This is a genomic window from Plantibacter sp. LMC-P-059a, assembly GCF_030209505.1.
GTDB lineage: Bacteria > Actinomycetota > Actinomycetes > Actinomycetales > Microbacteriaceae > Plantibacter.
On record NZ_JARVRZ010000001.1, the window covers coordinates 387,260 to 403,391 of the forward strand.

Annotated in this window: 16 protein-coding genes; 5 read left to right on the plus strand and 11 right to left on the minus strand. The window is 68.9% G+C overall.

Annotated elements, in window-relative coordinates:
- Window positions 1–20: 20 nt before the first annotated feature.
- Together QRN27_RS01840 and QRN27_RS01845 are read right to left on the minus strand one after the other, a co-directional pair.
- Entirely contained in the window at window positions 21–1,076 is a 1,056-nt protein-coding gene (locus QRN27_RS01840) for a 3-isopropylmalate dehydrogenase (protein WP_285040506.1), read from the minus strand.
- 101 nt (window positions 1,077–1,177) lie between these two features.
- Complete coding sequence (locus tag QRN27_RS01845; RefSeq protein ID WP_285040507.1) at window positions 1,178–2,701, minus strand: MFS transporter; 1,524 nt, start codon at window positions 2,699–2,701, stop codon at window positions 1,178–1,180.
- A 114-nt stretch (window positions 2,702–2,815) separates the two neighbouring features.
- On the opposite strand from QRN27_RS01845, the gene QRN27_RS01850 reads away from it, so the two are divergent.
- Window positions 2,816–3,373 (plus strand): TetR/AcrR family transcriptional regulator, encoded by a 558-nt coding sequence (locus tag QRN27_RS01850; protein WP_285040508.1) that lies wholly within the window; start codon window positions 2,816–2,818, stop codon window positions 3,371–3,373.
- Window positions 3,374–3,432: 59 nt separating this feature from the next.
- On the opposite strand, the gene serA is transcribed toward QRN27_RS01850, so the two are convergent.
- The 3 genes from serA to QRN27_RS01865 form a co-directional block, all read right to left on the minus strand.
- Entirely contained in the window at window positions 3,433–5,025 is a 1,593-nt protein-coding gene (serA, locus tag QRN27_RS01855) for a phosphoglycerate dehydrogenase (protein ID WP_285040509.1), read from the minus strand.
- Between the two features lie 115 nt (window positions 5,026–5,140).
- On the minus strand, window positions 5,141–5,512 hold the full coding sequence (locus QRN27_RS01860; protein ID WP_285040510.1) for a hypothetical protein: 372 nt from the start codon (window positions 5,510–5,512) through the stop codon (window positions 5,141–5,143).
- A 5-nt stretch (window positions 5,513–5,517) separates the two neighbouring features.
- Window positions 5,518–6,063, minus strand: a complete 546-nt coding sequence (locus QRN27_RS01865) for a hypothetical protein (RefSeq protein WP_285040511.1) — start codon at window positions 6,061–6,063, stop codon at window positions 5,518–5,520.
- Window positions 6,064–6,133: 70 nt separating this feature from the next.
- Here QRN27_RS01865 and QRN27_RS01870 point away from each other — a divergent pair, with 70 nt between their 5' ends.
- On the plus strand, window positions 6,134–6,520 hold the full coding sequence (locus tag QRN27_RS01870; protein WP_285040512.1) for a DoxX family protein: 387 nt from the start codon (window positions 6,134–6,136) through the stop codon (window positions 6,518–6,520).
- Between the two features lie 45 nt (window positions 6,521–6,565).
- On the opposite strand, the gene QRN27_RS01875 is transcribed toward QRN27_RS01870, so the two are convergent.
- The 6 genes from QRN27_RS01875 to QRN27_RS01900 all read right to left on the minus strand — a co-directional run bounded on the left by QRN27_RS01875 (window position 6,566) and on the right by QRN27_RS01900 (window position 12,526).
- The gene (locus tag QRN27_RS01875) at window positions 6,566–7,321 is read right to left on the minus strand and encodes a copper homeostasis protein CutC (protein ID WP_285040513.1); all 756 of its coding nucleotides are present in this window, start codon (window positions 7,319–7,321) and stop codon (window positions 6,566–6,568) included.
- 53 nt (window positions 7,322–7,374) lie between these two features.
- The gene (locus tag QRN27_RS01880; RefSeq protein WP_056007049.1) at window positions 7,375–8,289 is read right to left on the minus strand and encodes a carbohydrate ABC transporter permease; all 915 of its coding nucleotides are present in this window, start codon (window positions 8,287–8,289) and stop codon (window positions 7,375–7,377) included.
- Entirely contained in the window at window positions 8,286–9,290 is a 1,005-nt protein-coding gene (locus QRN27_RS01885) for a carbohydrate ABC transporter permease (RefSeq protein WP_285040514.1), read from the minus strand. The genes QRN27_RS01880 and QRN27_RS01885 overlap by 4 nt, the downstream gene beginning before the upstream one ends.
- A complete protein-coding gene (gene ngcE, locus QRN27_RS01890) occupies window positions 9,287–10,693 on the minus strand; it encodes an N-acetylglucosamine/diacetylchitobiose ABC transporter substrate-binding protein (protein ID WP_194669654.1) in 1,407 nt (468 codons plus the stop codon). The genes QRN27_RS01885 and ngcE overlap by 4 nt, the downstream gene beginning before the upstream one ends.
- A gap of 95 nt (window positions 10,694–10,788) precedes the next feature.
- Window positions 10,789–11,568: a sugar isomerase domain-containing protein gene (locus QRN27_RS01895; RefSeq protein WP_285040515.1), complete on the minus strand. Its 780-nt coding sequence runs from the start codon at window positions 11,566–11,568 to the stop codon at window positions 10,789–10,791.
- Window positions 11,569–11,578: 10 nt separating this feature from the next.
- Window positions 11,579–12,526 carry a MurR/RpiR family transcriptional regulator gene (locus QRN27_RS01900; RefSeq protein WP_285040516.1) on the minus strand — a complete coding sequence of 316 codons (948 nt, stop codon included), beginning with the start codon at window positions 12,524–12,526 and terminating at the stop codon, window positions 11,579–11,581.
- Between the two features lie 90 nt (window positions 12,527–12,616).
- On the opposite strand from QRN27_RS01900, the gene QRN27_RS01905 reads away from it, so the two are divergent.
- The 3 genes from QRN27_RS01905 to QRN27_RS01915 all read left to right on the plus strand — a co-directional run bounded on the left by QRN27_RS01905 (window position 12,617) and on the right by QRN27_RS01915 (window position 16,086).
- Window positions 12,617–13,645, plus strand: a complete 1,029-nt coding sequence (locus QRN27_RS01905) for an N-acetylglucosamine kinase (RefSeq protein ID WP_285040517.1) — start codon at window positions 12,617–12,619, stop codon at window positions 13,643–13,645.
- Window positions 13,642–14,643: a Gfo/Idh/MocA family protein gene (locus QRN27_RS01910; RefSeq protein ID WP_285040518.1), complete on the plus strand. Its 1,002-nt coding sequence runs from the start codon at window positions 13,642–13,644 to the stop codon at window positions 14,641–14,643. Before QRN27_RS01905 ends, QRN27_RS01910 begins: the two co-directional genes overlap by 4 nt.
- 120 nt (window positions 14,644–14,763) lie before the next feature.
- Window positions 14,764–16,086: an alpha-L-fucosidase gene (locus QRN27_RS01915; protein WP_285040519.1), complete on the plus strand. Its 1,323-nt coding sequence runs from the start codon at window positions 14,764–14,766 to the stop codon at window positions 16,084–16,086.
- Window positions 16,087–16,132: the final 46 nt, after the last annotated feature.

A 16,132-nucleotide genomic window follows, 5' to 3' on the forward strand; every position in this document is an offset into this window, starting at 1 on the left:
GCGTGTCAGGTGGGCGTCGTCTACCGCTTCGCCGCGAGGGCGGCGATGGCGTCGCCGACCTCGGTCGTCGAGCGCGCTGCGCCCGTCCGGGCGGCGATGTCGGCGGTGACGGCAGTGGCGACTCGTGCCGCCTCCGTTTCGAAGCCGAGATGCGACAGCATCAGGGAGACGGAGAGGATGGCGGCGGTCGGGTCGGCCAGCTGCTTCCCGGCGATGTCGGGCGCCGATCCGTGGACGGGCTCGAACATGCTCGGGTACGTGCCGTCCGGGTTGATGTTTCCCGAGGCCGCGAGACCGATGCCGCCGCTGATCGCGCCGGCCAGATCGGTGAGGATGTCGCCGAAGAGGTTGTCCGTGACGATGACGTCAAACCTAGCAGGATCGGTGACGAGGAAGATCGTGGCGGCGTCGACGTGGAGGTAGTCGACCGCGACGTCGGGGAACTCGACGGACACGGCGTCGACGATGCGCTTCCAGAGCGACCCGGCGAAGACCAGGACGTTGGTCTTGTGCACGAGGGTCAGCTTGCTCCGGCGAGCGGCCGCGGCGGCGAACGCGTAGCGCACCACACGCTGCACGCCGTAGGCCGTGTTCACCGAGACCTCGTTCGCGACCTCGTGCGGCGTCCCCGGGCGGATCGTCCCGCCGTTGCCGACGTAGGGGCCTTCGGTCCCCTCGCGGACGACGACGAAGTCGACTGCTCCCGGCTCGCGCAGCGGGCTGGGCACTCCCGAGTACACGACGGTCGGCCGCAGGTTGACGTAGTGGTCGAGGCTGAAGCGGAGCTTCAGGAGCAGGCCCCGTTCGATGTTCGCGTTCGCGAGCCGGGGGTCGCCTGGAACGCCGCCGACGGCGCCGAGCAGGATGGCGTCGTGCGAGGCGATCGCGGCGAGGTCTGCTTCGGTCAGCACGTCGCCCGTCTCGAGGAACCGGGCGGCACCGAGGGAGAACGGGGTCTGCTCGAACCGTGTGTCACCGCCCTCGACCGCGGCGTCCAGCACCTTGAGCGCCTCACCCACGACCTCGGGACCGATCCCGTCGCCGGGGATGACTGCGAGCTTGACGGTGCGGGACATGGGACTCCTGAGGGTGCGACGACGGTGTGCGCCCAGCTTAACGCCTGGCACCACGAGGCGGTCGTGCCACCCGGGCCCGGGTGGCACGACCGACGAGCGCCTTATCGGACCCGGCGCAGACCGATCGCCGCGACGAGCATGGCGGCGACGATGAGGCCGACCCCGATCCAGGCCGCGACGCCGACGCCGCTGTCGAAGGCGTGCCGCGCGGACTCCATGAGCGCACCGGCGAGGTCGCCAGGGAGCTGCTCGGCGACGGTCGCCGCCCCACCGAGCGTCTCCCCCGCGGCCTGCTGCTGGACGGCGGTGAGCCCGTCCGGCAACATCACCGACGAGCGGTAGGACGCGGTGAGCACCGTCCCGAGGGTCGCCGTGCCGAGGACCGCGCCGAGTTCGTAGGCGGTCTCGGAGACCCCGGACGCCGCACCGGCCTTCTCCGGCGGTGCGCTCGCAATGACGAGTTCGTTCGACACCGTCTCGGCGGATCCGATGCCGAGCCCGAGCGCGACGAACGCGAGTCCGATCCCGAAGGCCGAGACGTCCCCACCGGTGATCGCGATGGACGCGTACCCGACGGCCGAGACGACGAGGGCGACGGGGACGACGATCCCCGGCCGGACCCGCTTCGAGATGGGCACGATCACGAGACCGGCGACGATCATCACGATGAGACCTGGCAGGAGGACCAGGCCGGCGTCGAGCGGCGCCAGACCGAGGACCAGCTGCAGGTGCTGCGACACGAAGAACAGACCACCGACAAGCGCGGTCACACTGAGGAGGTTGATGACCACCGCGCCGCTGAACGAGGCGCGCCGGAAGAGACTGAGATCCAACAGCGGGTGCTCGAGCCGGAGCTGCCGGCGGATGAACAGGATGCCGCTCGCGACGCCGACGACCATCGAGACGACGGTGACGACGTCGAATCCGGCCTCGGCGAGGTGCTTGACGCCGAAGACGAGCGGAGTCATCGTCACGAGGATGAGCACGATGCTCGGGACGTCGATGCGACCCGGATCCGGGTCCTTGGACTCGGGGATCAGGAACGGTGCGAGCACGACGAGCGGCAACAGCACCGGCACCGCCAGCAGGAACACCGCGCCCCAGGCGAAGTGCTCGAGGATGACACCACCGACGATCGGTCCGAGCGCGCTGCCGGCGGCGAACCCACTGGCCCACACGGCGATCGCGAACCGTCGCTGGTCGCGGTCGAGGAAGATGTTCCGCAGGAGCGAGAGCGTGGACGGCATCAGCATCGCGCCGAAGAACCCGAGGGCCGCCCGGGCCGCGATCAGGAGCTCCGCGCTTGGCGCGAAGGCGGCAGCGACGGAGACGACACCGAAGCCGATGGACCCGATGAGGAGGAGCCGACGGCGACCGATCCGGTCGCCGAGGCTGCCCATCGACACGAGCAGGCCGGCGAGGACGAGCGGGTAGACGTCGACGATCCAGAGCAGCTGGGTTCCGGACGGCGTGAGTGCGCTCGAGATCGCGGGCAACGCGAAGTTCAGGACCGTGTTGTCCACCGACACCAGGAGCACGGGGAGCATGAGGACGGCGAGTGCGAACCAGGCTCGTCGGCCGGCGCGCGGGGCGAGGACGGCGGTGGGTTCGGTTGCGGTGGACACGATGACCTCTTTCGGAGCGTGGAGAACGGCGCCGGTCGGGCGCCGCCTGCTCGACTATACCGTCCAGCCGGTATAGTATCAATCCGAACCCGACCAGCCGAATACGATGGAGCCATGGCGAAGCAGACCGCAGCCCGAGAACGCGTCCTCGACGCCTTCGCCGACCTGCTCATCGAACAGGGCGAACGCGCTGCGACCCTCGATGCCGTCGCCGCCGCGGCCGGGGTCTCCAAAGGCGGGCTGCTCTACCACTTCGGGAGCAAGGACGCCCTCGTCGACGGCCTCATCGAGCGGCTCTCGGAGATGAGCGAGGCCGACACGGCGCGGATGCTCGCGGCCCCGGAGGGCGTCGTCGAGTACTTCGTGCGGACCTCCGTCGACTGCGGCACCCCGTTCGACCGGACGATCATCGCCGTCGCGCGGCTCGCGCAGGGGCAGCACGCGCAGGCGAGTGAGGCCATGTCCGACATCCGGCGGAGCTGGCTGCGCACGGTGGAGGACGCCGTCGGCGATCCCGACACCGCCCGCGCGATCGTGCTGATGTCGGACGGCCTCTACGCCAACACCGCACAACTCGGCATGGGGGTCAGCGACCCCGACGAGGGCAGCGACAAGTCGATCGAACGGCTGCTGGCCGTCATCGCGCGGCTCCTGCCGGCGGCGTCGCGCTGATCTGCCGAGACGACGAACGCCCCACCCGCGATACCGGGTGGGGCGTTCGTCGGTGGGTGCTACTGCTCGGTGATGTCGATCTCACGCAGGAGCGTCGCGTCGATCGTCTCGCGGATGACCTCGAGCACGTCGTCGGCCACGGGTGAGTCGACCGTCAGCACGCTGAGCGCCGGGCCGCCGGCCTCGTGCCGGGCGATCTGCATGCCGGCGATGTTGATGCCGGCCTCGCCGAACCGCTGGCCGTAGACGGCCACGATGCCGGGACGGTCCGTGTAGACCATGACGATGTGGTGCTTGGCGAACGGGACCTCGACGTCGTACCCGTTGATCTCGACGATCTTCTCGATCTGCTTCGTCCCGGTCAGGGTGCCGGAGACGGAGATCTGCGATCCGTCGCTCAGGGCACCGCGGAGCGTGATGACGTTCCGGTACTCCTCGCTCACCTCGTCGGTGATCAGTCGGGCGACGACGCCGCGCTGCTCGGCCAGCAGGGGCGCGTTCACGTAGGACACCGTCTCGCTGACGATGTTCGTGAAGATCCCCTTGAGGGCGGCGAGCTTGAGGACGCTGACGTCGTAGCCGCTGAGCTCACCGTGCACCTCGACGTCGACGCTCGTCAGTGACGAAGTCGACAGCGAGGCGAACACCTGTCCGAGCTTCTCCACGAGGGGGATGCCGGGACGGACGTACGGGTCGATGACGCCACCCGCGACGTTGACCGCGTCCGGGACGAGTTCGCCACCGAGCGCGAGCCGCACGGACTTGGCGACGGAGACGCCGGCCTTCTCCTGCGCTTCGTCCGTCGAGGCGCCGAGGTGCGGCGTGACGATGACGTTCTCGAGGCCGAGCAGCTTCGTGTCCGTGGGCGGCTCAGTGACGAAGACGTCGAGACCGGCACCGGCGATGACGTTGTTCGAGAGCGCCTCGTAGAGCGCGTCCTCGTCGATCAGTCCGCCGCGGGCGACGTTCACCACGTAGGCCGTCGGCTTCATGAGCGCGAACTGCGGACCGGCGATCATGCCCGTGGTCTCCGGCGTCTTCGGCATGTGGATCGTGATGAAGTCGGACTGCGCGAGCAGTTCGTCGAGGGTGACCAGCTGCACGCCGAGCTGCTGGGCGCGGGCGGACGTGACGTAGGGGTCGTAGGCGATGACGTTCGTGCCGAACGCCTGGAGGCGGGCGGTGATGAGCGCGCCGATCCGACCGAGACCGATGATGCCGATCGTCTTCTCGTACAGCTCCGTGCCGGTGTACTTGGACCGCTTCCACTGGCCCTGGGCGAGCGCGGCGTGGGCTGCCGGGATGTGGCGAGCCAGGCTCAGGATGTGACCCACGGTGAGTTCGGCCGCGGAGATGATGTTCGACGTCGGGGCGTTGACGACCATGACACCCGCCGTCGTCGCCGCCTTGATGTCGACGTTGTCGAGGCCGACCCCGGCACGGGCGATCACCTTGAGACGGGTCGCCGCCTGGATCGCCTCCTCGTCCACCTTGGTGGCGGAACGCACGAGGATCGCGTCCGCATCGGCGATGGCGTCGAGCAGCGCAGGGCGGTCCGTCCCGTCGACGGAGCGCACCTCGAAGTCGGGCCCGAGGGCGTCGACGGTGGCTGGTGAGAGTTCTTCGGCGATCAGTACGACCGGTTTCGACACGGAACGGTTCCTTCGCAGTAGCAGTGGGGTGGGCAGCGCGTCGGTGTCCGGCGGCCGTCGCAAGCCTATCGGAGGCGCACTCCGCGGTTCGTCGTGTGACGCTGCTGCCGGCGCCTCAGGCGGAGAGGTCGATGAGCTGCTGGGCACCGAACATCGCCAGGATGGACAGCGAGACGGCCGCGACCACGCAGAGTGCGACGAGGTATCTGACCGCCTGCTCCCCCAGTGAGCGCCCGCGACCCGTCCGGTACGCGATCGCGAAGGCCACGATCGGCAGGAGGAGGCCGCCGATGAGGACCACCCAGCCGAGCGGGAGGACCGGGACACCGAGGCCGTCCGCCGTTCCGAGGATGCCGACGAGGTTGCCGACACCTTCGAAGACGTCGTACGCGAAGAACAGGCCGAACAGCACGGCGATGCACCAGCTGAGCCAGGAGGGGCGAGGGTCGGTGGGCTGCGGGGCGGAGTCAGCACGGGTCGAGGGCATCGCGATCACACTCCTCGGAGGAACGGCCAGGGCAGGATGAGCAGGACGCCGAGGAGGAGCATGGCGATCCGGACGAACGGCCTGCCGCCACGCGTCAGCCAGAGGGTCGCCGCCATCCAGACGGGGCCGGCGGCGACGGCCAATCCCTGTCCGAGGTCGAACATGAAGCGGCCGACCGCGTCGCTCGGGGGTGCGGCGTCCGGTCGGAACGCCGAGATGAGCCAGCCGACGCTGTAGAGCAGGAACACGCCGCCGAAGATGCCGAGGGTCACGAGCATGACGGAGCTCATCTGCTCCCGCTCCGCGACGGCAGGCTCGGCCGGCGTCCGGTCGGTTGCAGCCACCTCGTCCGGCTCGGCCTCCACGGGGGTCGCCGGAACGGGGATCGGCGGGACCGGCTTGTCGAGCCGTCTGGCGGGCGGGGCTGGGGTCTCGAGCACCTCGTTCGAGGTCGCTTCCCCTCGGCTTCGCTCGCCTGACGCTGAGGGGTCGAGCGTCGGATCGTCGTCTCCGGCCCAGCTCAGCGCGTCGTCGTCCCGCTGCTCCGTCATGCCGTCAGCCTATCGTCGCCGAAGCGTCCCCAGGTGCGGCGACCGGCGCACGACGGAGCACAATGGCACGGTGAACCCGTTCTCCATCCTGCAGTCCGTCCTGACGATCGCCCTCGCGCTCATGTTCATCGGGATGGGGACGCTCCACTTCGTCCCCGGTCCGGCGAGGACCATGGCCGCGATGATCCCCGACCGCCTTCGCGGCACCACCGTCACCCCGCGGATGCTCGTCGTCTTCACCGGCGTCTGCGAGATCGCCGGCGGTCTCGGCCTGCTGATCGCGCCGACGAGGATCGCGGCCGTCTGCTGCCTGATCGTGTTCCTCGTCGCCGTCTTCCCGGCCAATGCCGCCGCCGCCCGACAGCCCGCCCGGTTCGGTCGCCTCGCGGTCCCCCTCGTGCCGCGACTGATCGGTCAGCTCGTGCTGATCGCCGCGCTCGTCGCCGTGGCGCTCTGACGACCCGGACCGATCACGCTCCTGCCGACCGACGGCCGGCGACCCTCACACTGCGACAGCGGCGCGGCGGACCGCTGCGACGGCTCGGGCGACCGTCGTGGCGTCGGTGATGTCGTAGCTCGGGGATCCGCCGCCCGGACCCGTCTCCGTGACCCGCCCGGCTCGGCGTCGGGCGGAGAGGTGCACCGCGTCGACCCCGGCTCTGGCGAGCGTCGGGATCGCGTCGATCGTCACTCCCCCGCCGGCCATGATCTCCATCGAGCCGTCACCGTTCGACGCCATCGCCGCGAGCTTCTCCGCGCCGTCGATGCTTGCGCGCGCACCACCCGACGTCAACAGGCGGTCCACCCCGGCGTCGCGGAGCTCGTCTGCGGCGCGCACCGGGTCGAGCGTCGCATCGACAGCACGGTGGAAGGTCACGGCCAGCGAACCGGCGGCCTGACGCAGTTGTGCCAGCGCCTCCATGTCGATCGTGCGATCGGCCCGGAGGGCGCCGACGACGATCCCTGCGGCACCCGCCGCCTCCAGCGCGAGGATGTCGCCCGACATGACCTCGATCTCGGCCGGCGTGTAGACGAACCCGCCCTCACGAGGCCGGACCAGGACGTGGACGAAATCCCCGAGCCCGGCCTCGTCCGCCGCCCGGACCGCGGCCATGACGAGGCCGATGGACGGGGTGAGTCCGCCCGACCCGAGGGCTTGGCAGAGTTCGACCCGCTGTGCACCCTCGCGGATGGCGATGCGGACCCCCTCGAGGTCCTGGACGGCGATCTCGACGGCGATTGGCGACTGGGAGCTCATTCGGACCATTGTTCCAGGGTTCCCCTCGGAGGCACGTCGCGCACGCCGACGCGCTACTTGTCCGTGCCCTGCGAAACCGAACCCTGCAGCTGACGCTGGAAGATCAGATACACGATGAGCACGGGGACGACGGTGATGACGGAGGCCGCGAAGAGCGCACCGAAGTCGACCGAGTACCCGGCCTGCGCCGCGAACGACGCCATCCCCTGCGTGAGGACGTAGTTCTGCGGGTTCGAGTTGAGCGCCACCGGCAGGAGGAACTGGTTCCACAGGCCGACGAAGTTGAGGATCGCGACGGTCGCGAGCCCCGGGCGAGCCATCGGCAGCATCACCTGGAAGAACGTCCTCCACTCCCCGGCCCCGTCGATCGCCGCAGCCTCGGCGATGGAGACCGGCAGCGATTTGAAGAACGAGAAGAGGAAGAACACGGTGAACGGGAAGGCGAACGCCGCATAGGTGAGGATGAGCCCGGGAAGCGAGTTCAACAGTCCGAGGCTCTGCAGCACGAAGAACAACGGCACGATCGCGAGGAACACCGGGAAGGTGAGACCCGCGAGCATGAGGTAGTAGATCGCTCGGCTGCCGAAGAACCGGAACCGGGCCAGCACGTACGCGCACATCGAACCGAACAGCATGGTCACGATGAGCGCGCCGAACACCACCACGATCGAGTTGAGGAAGAAGCTCCCGATGCCGGCGGTCGTCCACGCGTTCACGTAGTTGTCGAAGTTCCAGTTCGACGGCAGGGAGAACGGCGAGGCGAAGATCTCCGAGCTCGTCTTGAACGACGACATGACGGTCCAGAGCAGCGGCACCACCACCACGATGGACCAGATGATCAGCACCGTGTGGGATGCCGTCCCGACGACGCGGTCACCCGTGGTCGGTTTGCGGCTGGCCGGTGTGCGCGTGCCGGGCTTCCCGACGACCGCCGGGTTCGCGGTCGTCGCCGTGGTCTGGACGGTCATTCCGCCACCCCTTCATCGTTACCGCCGGTGAGCCGGCTGACCAGGAAGACGACACCGGCGAACATCAGGGTGACGAGCGCGAGCACGACCCCCATGGCGCAGGCGTAGCCGAACTGGCCCTTGGTGAACGCCGTCGTGAACAGCTGCTGCGACATCACGAGCGTGGTGTTGGACGGACCGCCGCCCGGGTTCAACGCGGCCATGTACACGAACGCGTCGAGGGCGAGGATGCCCATGTAGATGTACGCCGTCTGGATGTTGTCCCGGATCAACGGGATCGTGATCGTGAGCGCAGTCCGCAAGCGACCCGCGCCGTCGATCCGTGCCGCCTCGTACACCTCGGCAGGCACCCCCTTGATCGCCGCGATGAAGAGCACCGTGTAGAACCCGATGAGTCCCCAGACGATGACGAACATGGTGGCGACCATCGCCGTGTCCGGCGATCCGAGCCAGGCGAACGAGGCGAACTGGTCGAGACCGATGCCGGTCAGGAAGCCGTTCAGCAGCCCGGACGACGGGTCGTAGATCTGCTTCCAGATGAGGCCGATGACGATGGCCGGCACGACGTACGGGAAGAAGGTGATCACGCGGTACACGCTGGAGTTGCGCAAGCCGCGGATCGGTCCGTTGCTCGGTCCGCCGATCGTGATGAGGGAGGCGAAGAGGAACGCGATCCCGAGGGTCACGAGCGGCAGGACGATCGCGAGCGCGACGCTGTTGCCCATGGACTGGAGGAAGGTCTGGTCCTGGAAGAGCTTCGTGTAGTTCGACAACCCGACGAAGTCCATGCCCGGGGAGAACCCGGACCAGTTCGTCAACGAGTAGTACGCCGCTTGCGCGAACGGTGAGACCACGAAGACGACGTACCCCACCACCGGCACGATCAGGAAGACCAGGAAGAACGAGACCCGGTCGAACGTGAAGTCCCGGCGGCGCAGCCGCCGGGCGGCGGGAGGGGTGGCCCCTCCCACCTTCCCGATCGGCGTGCCGACCGCCGTCATTTGACGGTGACCTTGTCCACGGAGTCGTCGTTGCGGACCTTGTCGGAGATGTCCTGCATGCCCTTGGTGAGCGTGGCGACGTCGGAACCACCCTGGAGGAACGTGTTCCACAGGACGAGGAGGTCCGTGTTGAGCCCGTACAGGTCGATGAAGTTCCACGAGAACACGTCGGTCCCGGCGTCGCCCAGCATCTTGACCTGCGACACGAGCGCCGTCGAACCGAAGCCGTCCTCCGGGATCGTGTCCTTCACGATGGTCGACGAGAAGGTCGTCTTCGCGAAGTTGACCGCAGCGTCGTTGGACAGCATCGCCCGCAGGAACTCCTTGCCACCGCCGACGTTCTTGCCCTGCGACGGGACGATGAACCCTTCACCGGCCGTGCTGTGCAGCGCCGAGTACGGCAGAGCGGAGTCGGCGGAGACCGTCGGCTCGGGCGCGCCGGTCATCTTGAAGCCGTCCTTCGTCTGGGTCTTCATCTCGTTCTCGATCCAGCCACCCGAGGGGTAGAGGATGAAGTCCTCCGAGTTGCTCCACTGCGCCTGCGCCGCGGTGAACTGCGTTCCGGCACCACCGGGCTTGACGTACCCGGCGTCGATGATCGCCTTGAGCCCCTTGAGCACGTCCTGGACGGCCGGCTTCGACCAACAGTCCGCCTCGAGGTTCTCGAGCGCCAGACGGACCTCGTCGCCGCCCTCCTTGATCGCCGAGGCGATGGCCATCGTCAGGTAGTAGGTCGCCGCCTCGGTGCCCCAGCCGAACAGGTACTTGCCCTGCTCCTTGGCCTTCGCACCGAGATCGAGGGCCTCAGCCCACGTCTTCGGCGGAGTCCAGCCGTTGGCCTCGAAGAGCGCCGCCGAGTACCAGACCGCGTAGACGGTCAGTACGTAGTTCAGCTGGACGAACTTGCCGTCGAAGGTGCCCGGCTCGACGACACCCGGGTAGAGGGTGTCCTTGATGACCTTGCCCTCGTAGTTCTTCGCCTCGATGACGTCCGTCAGGTCGGCGAGCTGCTCGCGGATGGTGTTGATGCCGATGAGGCCTGCACCGCTGTTGTCGATGACGTCCGGCGGGTTGCCTGCGACGAATCGCGGCTGGAGGGTCTGCGCGATGTTCGTCGCCGCGGTGACCTTGACGGTCGAGCCCTTCTGCTGCTTCTCGACGAGCTTGCCGGCGAACTCGGTGTACTCGATGCCGTACCCGCCCTTGAAGATGACGGCGTCGACCGTCGAGTTTGCCGCCATGCCGAACGGGTTGTCGGCCGAGACCGGTCCACCGGTGGTGGTCGCCCCGCCTCCACCGCCGACACAGGACGCGAGCGTCCCGCCGAGCGGGAGGAGGATCGCGGTCGCGAGTGCCCCTCGGAGGAAATCGCGGCGTTGGAGCGTTGCTGGCTGCTTGTCCATCGGTCTACCTTCCAGTGATTCGTGTCGTGCCCGGGTGTGGTGCTGTCGGGGTGGTGCGGTCGGGTGTGTGGTGCGGGTGTCGGGGCGCCTCAGGCTCAGGCGTCACGTCGGATCCGGCCTCGGTAACGGTCTTCGAGCACACTGTTGTGCTCGTCGCCGCCCGGGATGTTGGCCGAGATGTAGAGCGGTGGGGTCTCACCGGTCGCCGCGATCCTGGCCGCGACGCCGATGGTGAGCAGTTGCGCGAGGTACGCGGCCGTGATCGAGGAGACCGCGCCGACCGGGACGCCGTCCTGGACCTCGATGGTCGCGTCGCCGAAGGGGGCGCGGTTGTCGAGGACGACATCGGCGACCTCGGAGAGCCGGAGGCCGCTCGGGTGCTTGGGCTCGACGCGCGAGGTGTGCTCGAGCGAGGTGACCGCGATGACGGGGTGGCCGTGCTCCTTCGCGATCAGGGCCAGCCCCACGATGGACCCGTTGACGCCGGAGTTCGAAGCGATGATGAACACGTCGCCCGGCCCCACGGGGGAGATCGCGAACAGTTCCGCCGCGACGTCGCCGCTGCGTTCCAGTGCGGCACCACCGAGGTCGTCGACGGACCGGTCGCCGCGCAGGACGACGTCGCGCAGGGCGATCTTGTTCGTCGGGATCAGCCCGCCAGCGCGACCGGCGATCTCCATCGCGAATGCCTCGGAGTGGCCGGTCCCGAACGCCTGGATGACCGCGCCCTGGTCGAGCGCCGTGACCAGGAGATCGATCGCCGGGTCGAGCTCCCCGGAGCGCGCAGCCCGGGTGATGTCGGCCAGGCGGGAGGTGACCTCCTCGGTGTAGTGGTCGAGGTGATCCGTCCAGCTCGTGGTGGATGCGGTGCTCATGCGGTTCCTCTCAGACGCCAACGGGCGACGGGGTCTCGGAGAGGGCTCCCGCCCTCGTCGGTCGGCGATGTGGGGCGACGGCGAGTGCTGAGGCCGCGAGGCGCTTGGTCGTGCGTTCGAAGTTCTGCTGGGCGACGAACAGGTAGAGCAGGTCGAGGACGAACAGCTGGCCGTGCTTGGCGGAGAGGTCGTCCGGTTGGAGGAACCGTTCGTGGGCCGAGGTGATGATGGCGAGGGTCGACTCGGCCACGAGCGGGGAGTCCGGGTTGTTGCTGATCGCCACGGTGAGCGCGCCGGAGCGGCCGGCCTGGCGGAGCATCTGGATGGTCTCCTCGGTGCGTCCCGTGTTGCTGATGCCGAGGGCGACGGTGTCGGGTCCCTGGATCGCCGCGCTCGTGAGGCCCGCGTGCACCTCCGACCAGGCGTGCGTGCTGATGCCGATCCGGTAGAGCCTCGCCTGCATCTCGTCGGCGAGCATCGCACTCCCACCGACACCGTAGATGTCGACGTTCCGACTCCGCGCGATCGCTCCGGCGATCTCGAGCATGACGTCGAGGTCGATCACCTCGGCGGTCTCGCGGAGCGTCCGCGTGTGCGCGTTGAGCAGGGTGCTCAGGACGTCCGGCGCCGAGTCGTCGGGACCGAAGGCCCGTCCGATGTCGGTGCGCCAGGAGTCGCGGGCCGTGCTGCGTCCGAAGTCCTTCGCGAGGTCGACCCGGAACGGCGCGTACCCCGTGTAGCCGATGATGCGGCAGAAGCGGGTGATGGTCGCCGCCGAGACACCGGAGTCGGCGGCGAGTTCACCGATCGTGAGGGTGAGGGGGGCGTCGGGGTTCTCCAGGAGGTAGTCCGCGATCCGCAGCATGACCCCTGACATCTCCGGCATCCGCGACCGAATCCGGTTGGTCACGCCGGTGGCGTGCTCGACCGGTGGGTCGGTGCGGACGGAAACAGTCATGGAAATTCCTTTTCTCCTTCGTTGGAGGGACGCGAAACTGATTCTTACAGTACGTTGTGGCCCACGGCAACATGTTTCGAGATGATGACGATGATGAAAACAACACTGGCGGTCGATGCCGGCGGCACCTCGTCCCGCGCGGCGCTCGTCGACGCCTCGGCGCGGCGACTCGGCTCCGGTCGCGCGGGCGGCGGGAATCCGACCTCATCGGGCGTCGACGCCGCTGCCGCGCAGATCGCCCTCGCGGTCCGGGCCGCGCTCGACCAGGCTGGGAACACGCCGTCCGGCCCGGCCGCAGGAACAGGGTCGCCCGTGGTGATCACGCAGGCGGGACTGGTGTCCGACGCCTACCGGCGCGCCCTTGATGCACACCTCCGTCCGCTCGGACTCGGACCGGTGGTGATCGAGCCGGATCTCCTGGGCATGTACGGATCGGGCTCGGCGTCGCCCGACGGCATCGTGCTCGTCGCGGGGACCGGGAGCGTCGCCGGCCGGATTAGTGACCACAGGGTCGTCCGTGAGGTCGGTGGCGCCGGGTGGCTCCTCGGTGACGGCGGTTCCGGGTTCTGGATCGCCCGTCGGGTGATCCGCGCGGTCGCCGCCGACCTGGACGACATCGGACCGAGAACTGCGCTCACCCCGTTGCTCTGCCAGATGATCGGCACCACACCGGAGACGACGATCTCCGACCACACGCACCGTCGCCGATCGTCGGCGCTCGACGCGCTCATCCGGTCCGTGAACGACGGTCCGCCCATCGCCATCGCACGCCTCGCGCCGCTCGCCTTCCTCGCCACTGACGACGAGGTCGCGCTGGCGATCCTCGACGCCGCGGTGGACCGATTGGCGCGCCTCGTGGAGCGCGTCACGGGTCCCGAGTCGGACGACCGCGACGCCACGCTCGTCGTCGGAGGGAGCGTGCTCGTGGACGGCCTCCTCCCGGCCGTCGGTTCGGCCAGGGAGCGGCTGTCAGCCGCGGCGGCGGGAGCCCCACTCGTCCCGGTCGCCGACGGCCTCGTCGGTGCCGCGGCGCTCGGCCTCAGGATGCTGGGCGAGGACGTCGACGACGCGACGCTCGGCCGGTTGCGCCGCGACCTGGCGGCAGGTGCGACCCGATGACGCCGGGGCGCATCGCCGTCATCGGCACCGGTGCCATGGGGCAGGCGCACGTCCGCGCCCTCGCCGGACTCGGCGCAGCGGACCGGATCGCGTACCTGTGCTCGGCGCGCTCGCCGAGACCGATGCCGGAGGCACCACGTGCGCAGCTGACGACCTCCGTGGACGAGGTGCTGCACGACGCCTCGGTCGGCATCGTCGTGATCTGCACGCCGACCGACACCCACCGGGACCTCGCGGTCCGCGCGCTCCGAGCCGGCAAGCACGTGCTGCTGGAGAAACCCATCGCCCTCGAACTCTCCGACGCCCACGCGATCCTCCGTGCCGCCGAGGAGGCTGGACGCATCCTCATGGTCGCGCACGTCGTCAGATTCTTCGGCGGGTACGAGGCGATCGACGACGCCGTGCGCGCCGGCGCCGTCGGTACACCCCTCGCGGTCACGGCCGAACGGTTGAGCGCCCCCGCTCCCCCATCCCCGTGGTGGCAGGACGAGCGGCGCTCCGGTGGACCGTTGGTGGACTTCGCCATCCACGACTTCGACCAGCTGAACCGGCTCCTCGGCACGCCGCGAGCCGTCTCGAGCCGTCGGACCGGCTCAGGCAGACCGATCGAGACGACCGTCGACTACGCCGACGGCGGCATCGGGCGCGTCCTGACGTCGATGGACCTCCCGCCCGACTTCGGATTCAGCTCGGCCATCGAAGTGCTCGGCAGCACCGGTCTCCTCGCGCACCGCTTCGTGGGCGCGTCCCCGACGCATCGCGCACCTCTCTCGATCGAGGCGCTCGGCTCCGCGGCGCCGAGTCGGCCGTACGAGCTCGACGAGACCGACCCCTATCAGCGACAGATGGCCTCGTTCCTCGAGTGCGTGGAACGAGACGTCGAACCGGTACGGGTGACCGGGCCGAGCGCGATCGCGGCACTCATGGTCGCGCTGGCGGCGAAAACCTCACTGGACACCGGGAAACCGGTGCAGCTCGCCGAGCCCACCGACGGCTGAACCGCCCGCGGTACGCCGCCGGCGTGTGCCGCTGGTACCACCCCATGCGGCCAGACATCCGACCTTTCGTGTTAGCCTGCCCGCATCGCCGTGAACCCGCTCGACGATCGAAAGGCCGCCGTGACCGAGACCACCACCCCCAGACCCGACGCCGCCTGGTTCGACGAGGCGAGATTCGGACTCTTCCTGCACTGGGGCCTGTACGCGCTCCCCGCCCGGCACGAATGGGTGCAGACGCGGGAACACCTGTCCGCCGCACACTACGAGCGCTACCGCGAGCACTTCGACCCCGACCGCTTCGACCCGCGCGCCTGGGCCAGGCAGGCGAAGGCGGCCGGCTTCCGATACGCCGTCCTCACGACGAAGCACCACGACGGCTTCTGCCTCTGGGACTCGGCGCTCACCGACTTCACGTCGATGCACACGCCCGCCGGCCGTGACCTCGTGGCCGAGTTCGTGGAGGCCTTCCGCGCCGAGGGGCTCCGCATCGGTTTCTACCACTCGCTGATCGACTGGCATCACCCCGACTTCACCGTCGACGGGATCCACCCGCTGCGCAACGACCCTGAGGCGCTCGCTGCCAACGTCGACCGTGACTGGGACCGCTACCGCGACTACCTCCACGGTCAGGTCCGCGAACTCCTCACCGGGTACGGCACGGTCGACTACCTGTTCTTCGACTTCAGTTACTCGCAGGGCATCGAAGGGCTGCCGGGTAAGGGTGCGGCGGACTGGGGATCCGAGGAACTCGTCTCGATGATCCGCGAGCTGCAGCCGGACATCCTCATCAACGACCGACTGGAGCTTCCGGGTGATGTCACCACTCCGGAGCAGTACCAACCGGTCGAGACACCGGTCGACGCGGACGGCGGACCGCTCCGCTGGGAGGCGTGCCAGACGTTGAACGGGAGCTGGGGGTACGACCGGGACAACCTCGACTACAAGTCACCGGAACTCCTCCTGCGGATGCTCGTCGACTCCGTCTCGAAGAACGGCAACATGCTCCTGAACATCGGACCGACGGCCCGCGGGACGATCGATCCTCGGGCCGTCGAACGCCTGGAGGTGCTCGCCGACTGGTTCGCGCTGCATGAACGTGCGATCCGCGGGTGCGGTCCGTCCGAGTTCGCGAGCCCGTCGGATGTCCGGTACACCCAGCGCGGCGACCGCCTCTACGTGCATGTCTTCGCCTGGCCGTTCGTGCATCTGCACCTGCCGGGACTCGGCGGCAGGGTGCGCTACGCGCAGCTCCTGTCGGACGGCTCCGAGGTCCCGTTCCAGGTGCATCGACCGGAGCACGACCTGCCGAACCAGCACACCCAGCCGAAGGGGCTCGGTGCGGACACGGTGACGCTGCATCTGCCGATCGGCGAACCCGCCACCCCGATCCCCGTCATCGAGATCTTCCTCGAACCACGCGACGGCGAGCAGCTGCCTTGCTGAACCGCCGATGACGACAGAACGCCCGCCCCGTGATCACGGGGCGGGC